Origin of the sequence: Shewanella sp. SR44-4 (assembly GCF_014163715.1) — a bacterium.
In the GTDB taxonomy this organism is placed as follows: Bacteria; Pseudomonadota; Gammaproteobacteria; order Enterobacterales; family Shewanellaceae; genus Shewanella.
In genome coordinates this window covers 1-5951 of sequence record NZ_JACJDU010000087.1, presented here as the reverse complement: position 1 = coordinate 5951, position 5951 = coordinate 1, and the positions used below count along the sequence as shown (strand labels likewise).

5 protein-coding genes are annotated in these 5951 nt (G+C 40.1%); 2 read left to right on the top strand and 3 right to left on the bottom strand.

Annotated elements, in window-relative coordinates; all coding sequences use genetic code 11:
* Window positions 1-689: 689 nt before the first annotated feature.
* The 3 genes from H5125_RS21240 to H5125_RS21230 all read right to left on the bottom strand — a co-directional run bounded on the left by H5125_RS21240 (window position 690) and on the right by H5125_RS21230 (window position 4064).
* Complete coding sequence (locus H5125_RS21240) at window positions 690-1229, bottom strand: GNAT family N-acetyltransferase (protein WP_182745395.1); 540 nt, start codon at window positions 1227-1229, stop codon at window positions 690-692.
* Between the two features lie 398 nt (window positions 1230-1627).
* Window positions 1628-1897, bottom strand: coding sequence for a hypothetical protein (locus H5125_RS21235; protein ID WP_182745393.1), 270 nt, complete (start codon window positions 1895-1897; stop codon window positions 1628-1630).
* Window positions 1898-2369: 472 nt separating this feature from the next.
* Window positions 2370-4064 (bottom strand): thiamine pyrophosphate-dependent enzyme, encoded by a 1695-nt coding sequence (locus H5125_RS21230; RefSeq protein ID WP_182745392.1) that lies wholly within the window; start codon window positions 4062-4064, stop codon window positions 2370-2372.
* Window positions 4065-4520: 456 nt separating this feature from the next.
* Here H5125_RS21230 and H5125_RS21225 point away from each other — a divergent pair, with 456 nt between their 5' ends.
* Both H5125_RS21225 and H5125_RS21220 read left to right on the top strand, forming a co-directional pair.
* Entirely contained in the window at window positions 4521-4715 is a 195-nt protein-coding gene (locus H5125_RS21225; RefSeq protein ID WP_101088290.1) for a DUF2892 domain-containing protein, read from the top strand.
* Between the two features lie 230 nt (window positions 4716-4945).
* A complete protein-coding gene (locus H5125_RS21220; protein ID WP_182745390.1) occupies window positions 4946-5917 on the top strand; it encodes a patatin family protein in 972 nt (323 codons plus the stop codon).
* Window positions 5918-5951 lie beyond the last annotated feature (34 nt).

The following is a 5951-nucleotide window of genomic DNA, read 5'->3' as shown; positions in this document are numbered from 1 at the left end:
AACTTGTTTAATATAGCTTCTTTAAATTGACCGGAATGCCTTTGATAATTCACTTGCTGTAACTTACCGCTCCCTGTTTATTTGTAAATTAATTGAGGCGACAACTATCCTGACACAGGGGGTTAACGTTGAGCAAGTCAGTGAACTTTGAATTTTTTAGGCGACACTAAGTGAAATCGGAACGACTTAACAAGGCCAATGGACTCAGAATGTAAACTGAAGCACTTACATTCAATTTATCTCATTTAACATTAATTATCCGCATTAACTCATGAGATGTTTTCGAGATTTGGTGCATTTGATTTTGTATAGGCAAAGCGTATTTTGATAATTGTTGAATGAGATGAAATTTTCGAACACATCAATAAAATCTCTTACTTTTTTTCAAGCTTCAGTTTTCAATACAGATAATGCGGATGACTCTGACTTTTAACGATCCCTAGCTTAGTTTTATAGACGTAGCTAAACCATATTTTCCTGCTGTTGAGAATTAATTTCAGTCAGAAAAGATGGAAACTCTAAACAGGTACACTGCACTTGATCTGTCTATCGAACCTGCTCGGGGCACAAATAAATGTCTTATACGCCCTAACCCACTTCTAGACCAAATTGTGTTGGTGTCTGAGCTCTAACACTCACAATTAGAACAATCATAAGTATGCTTCAGATTGACTTGTTAGCTGTTTATTTTAAATTTCATAAGTAACTGCATTCAATACATTTTGTTCTTGTTTGCTTAGGTAATTTACAACTTTCTCTTCAAACGATATATCAGAATAGAATTGCTTGATTAGGTATTTTGAAGGGATATCAGTCCGTTCCATTAATGGGACCGCTCGACCCGTCGCAATGACGTAAACATGAAAATCTTTATAACGTGCCAACATAGGTTCAATAATATTTTTAAGCAACGCATTAGCCAACAACGTAGCATAACCTTTATTACGATGCTCTATGACTGTTACAAAATGAATAATACCCAATTCTTTATAGTTCACACCTTGATGACAAGTGACTTTGTCTGCACGGGCTTCAAAGTTTTCAAAAAGACTGTACCCTACCAATTCATCATTTACATAAAGTTTAATTATTTCTGCTTGAGTCCCGTTTTGTAATTCCTCGTGCTTATCTAACCACTCAAAAATGTACCACATTTTCATGTCGGCCTGACCCAAGGCGAGTAATTCATTAGTACACGTTTTGGCATTACAGTGTTCGAATCTAAGCATTAATAACCCATTTGAATCTTCGTAAATTAGTTAACATTGACCTGTGAACTTACTTTTATATAAATAGAGAGCAACATCAGCATAATAAAGACTAAGCTTGCCACTCCTTGTTAAATAGCCGCCCCCAGTGTGAGGATCGTTGTAGTGATAAAACGAATGACGCAGTAAGCTAATATCGCACTAAGCGTATTAAAACAGTTGGCTGTACTTTTGATGCACGAACAAAACCAACAGCTTTAAACCGTTTAAGTCTATTGTTCGTTGTGATTAGGAGATCTAAACAGGCTCCAACACTACTCATCGAAGATGCAAATCCAACATCTTTCTTTAGACTTTTCAATTAGCCCCCGATAATGTCACTTATCGGGATTAACAAAACACGAATTTATGAGCTGCTATTAATCTTCCATCCAATCCATATTCGGTAGTGCATTCAAATGCTGGCCATATCGTATTTCGTTAAAAGAGGAACCATTTTTCATGACATCGGAAACTTCGATAGCCAACGCGCAAGCCATCATTTGAATAGCTTCGTCACGCGGTGTACCTGTCATGACTAAGCGCATCAAGGTTTCTTTTACCTTTTTGGGCTCACCGTCGGCGATTTGATTTTCGACTACTTCAATGAGTGTTTCTTCGGTCATGTAACTGTCTTGCTGCTTATCCATTATAACGACTCTGTTAAATATTTAACGCCATTATGCCGCAAGCATGGTGCAAGCCATAGAGTAAACTCAGAATTATTCGAGTGTTGCAGGCAATAACGTAACGTTAAGGTAGAGTAAGATTTATCTGTGTTGATAATCTGATTGGATGTTGTACGCTGAAACGAATTTTTTTGAGCTGACAATATCATCGACTAACACTTAAATGAGCACAAATGGGTTAAGCCCTTAACCCATTTGTGCTCATAAACGTTTTAGCGTTATCAACTAAATGTAGACTCAAAATATGAGAAAATGTATCCCTAACGTCTAACGGTCTAACCAACATTTCTTAACCATTTCAAGATTGACCTATTTCGGCATATTCACCTTGAGGTTGATATATTTCTACTAGCCTGCACAATAGTTCTACTAGCCTGCACAACTCATTAACTGAGGTAATAGCATTTCGGAATCGTTCCCACATATTTTTAAATCAGTCATTTGAATTTAAAAACTCCTTAGCTTTAGCAATCGAATAATTTACCGCTTGAGCCAATTCGAGCTTTGGCGGCATGACGAGTTCATTAGGATCGATATGGACATCGATCAGACAGGCATTTTTGCTAGCAAATGCTTCTCCCAACGCTTTTACTAGCAGCTCAGGGCGATCTACACTCCAACCTTCACCACCGCATAAGCGAGCAAACTCTGAAAAGTCTGGATTTTTTAATGCTGTTTTATAATTAGGGTAACCGCTGCTTTCTTGCTCTAGTTGAATTAACCCTAGCTTGGCGTTGTTAAAAATAATAACCTTTATGGGTAATGTTAGATTGACTGCAGTAATAAACTCTTGCATTAACATGCTAAAACCACCGTCCCCAATAAGGACTACCACCTGCCGCTCAGGAAATTTCAATTGCGCGCCTATCGCACCAGCCATGCTAAATGCCATTGTGGCCAAGTTGCCTGATAGGGTAAATAATTGTTGTTCAGTAACGGGTAGATGTCGTGCGACCCATGCGGTCACTGTACCCGTATCACAAAGAAAAATGGCATCTTTATTCGCAAGCTCGCCGACGGTTCGAGCCAGGCACTGGGGTTTTATTGGCATATCTTGCGAGTTTTCTGCTTCGCTTTGCTCTTCTGACCAACTCCTTTTCTGACGCCGACATTCAGTAAGAAAGTTGTCGTTTTCTTTTTGAGGTAAATCAACGATTAATTGGTCTAGTACTTCACTTACATCTCCGACTATCGATACATCCACAGGGCAACGTCGACCAATATGTCGAATTTCTTTATCCACCTGAATAACTTTGGCTTTTCCTGGATAATATTCTTTGTAGGGAAAATCAGTCCCTAGCATCACAAGTAAATCACAATTATTCATCGCATCAACTGATGGCCGCGTACCAAGTAGGCCAAGCCCTCCTAAGGAATATTCATGCTCATCCGGAAGTAGTACTTTGGCTTTTAGTGTTCTGATAAGTGGGGAGTTGCATTTTTTCAACAAAGTAAGTAACTGTTGACGTGCTGGTATAGCCCCAACACCCGCTAGAACAACAATTTTTTCAGCTTGCTCAATTAAGCTAATTGCACTGTTTAATGCTGATGCTAAAGGTTTAGTTGGTCCCGTTTCAGCGCCCGCTATTGGATGACCCGTAATGTCAGCTTCAACTTGCTCAGTGGCAACATCAGCAGGCAGAGCAATATGAGCAACCCCTTTTTCAATCAGCGCGCTATTACACGCTTGCTGAATAATCTCGGGAACACGATCTGAGGCAAATAAGGTTTGATTAAACACAGCCACATCAGAAAACAGAGCTGATGAATTAATTTCTTGATGCGAGTGATTACCGATTTCACTGCGTGGTAACTGTCCAGTTATTGCAAGAACGGGGGCATGGTCGAGCTTAGCGTCATACAGACCATTGAGCAAATGTATAGCCCCACCTCCAGCAGTACCAACACAAACGGCAAGTTTACCGGTTAATTTTGCTTGGGCTGATGCGGCGAATGCCCCGCTTTCTTCATGGCGAACTTGTATAAATTCGATTTCTCCATGGCGGCGTATGGCGTCCATCAAATCATTAATAGCATCCCCTGGAATGCCAAAGACATGACGGACACCATATTGATAAATCGTCTCTACGATATGATCGACAACTTTGCGTTTTTTTATTGCAGCCATAAATATCTCTCTCCGTTTAAAATAAGCTTCACGAAATACACTTAATTAAGCAAATTAATAGGTTACTGAATTTAATAGCATTTTATTAATGGTTAACTGTTTATTTAAGATCCAATAACACATCATACTGTGCTACGAACTTTGACTCTGTGCGTCACCGTACCCTCTGGCTTTTGCTTTCTCACGAATGTTGACCAGTTAAATACAATTGACCGTTTTTTAAAGTAACGTTATCTCAAATGATAATCCCTAGCAGAAAATAATTTAGCCTATTCGCCATGTCGCTCGATTTAACCATTCTTGAAAATTATCTCGCGTGCGCTGGCGAACAGACGCCGGGAACAGTTACGATTTATGCTTAGAGACATCTAATCGATTCGCGTAAGGCTGGGACGATATTCGATCTTATCTGTAACTTAGCAGAGTGGCCCAGTGACTCGACAAAGGAGAAATACGATGAAGACGAATGAAGGTATGCTCGATCGCTCGCTCCGCGTTACCGCCGGGCTAGTTCTTATTGGACTTGCTGCCACCGACACAATTGGCATATGGGGCTATATTGGCGTTGTGCCGCTGCTTACAGGAGCGGTAGGCTTGTGTCCTCTATATTCGCTCCTAGGCATAAACTCCTGTTCGGTGAGTAAGCGCTGAATCTGATCCACAGCGAATGCCCTGCTATCGTGAAACACTATAGTTAAACACCATGTCAAAATCCTAACAGGACTCGCGTTCATGGTACGACTCTTCTGTTCGCGCGGTTAAGTTAGCGAACTCGGAACTGTACTGCTTAAACACCTGAGGTCATTGTTACTGCCAACAGATATGTAATCGCAAGTTCTACGACGTTATTTTATTCAGCATTTTTTATAAAAAGGCCTGCTATGAAAGTCATTACATCACCCCCCCCAATTAATCCTTGTGAAGAGTCATGTGTTAAAATGGCACTTATTGCAGAAGGTGGTGGGCAACGAGGAATATTCACAGCCGGTGTATTAGATGCGTGGTTAGAGAATGATTTTGATCCTTTCGATTTATTTATAGGGGCGTCTGCAGGCTCACAAAATATTACAAGCTTTTTATCTCGTCAGAAAGGTTATGCCAAGAGATTAATTGGTGAATTAACACGTCGTAATAATTTTTACAAACTAGGCCGTGGATTAGCAGGTGGCAATGCTATTGATTTGGATTGGTACTTTGATAAAACCATTCAAGGTAGTTTTGCATTAGACTTTACGACAGCTACTAAATCATTGGGTCAACGAGAATTATTGTTCAGCGCAACGAATTCACGCGATAGACAAGGCTATTTCTTAAGCCCAAACGGTCATACAAGTCACTGGCGCCAATTACTTAAAGCCTCGAGTGCATTTCCTTTTTTGTATAAACAAGGGGTTAAACTCACACCTAGGCAGGCCTTTAGCTCAACAAATAAGGCCAAAGCAAACGTTGATGACCATAAAACAGACATCTACCTTGACGGTGGACTTGCTGAGCCTTTACCTGTGCGAGAATCCTATCGCCGTGGTGCTAAAAAAATTGTGGTTATTCGAACGGTGAATGCCGACTGTCATACTCAGGCTGCTTGGGTACGTAAACTTAAGTCATGGATTTACGTGTCTGGGTATTGCCCAAAAATGATTGATTATTTGGTACAGCATGAGCAAGCTTATCAAAAAGAACTCGCCTTTATCACTAACCCTCCTGAAGATGTCGAAATTATTCAAATTTTTGCGGAAGACAATCTTCAAAGTAAATTGTTAGGGAGTACTGATATGGATTTACAACATGACTATCTTGCCGGTATCACTGCGGGTAATGCTTTTTTGGAGACTCAAAAACGTTTTATGCTGTAAACACTAAACATAATCTAAGCATAATCTAAGCATA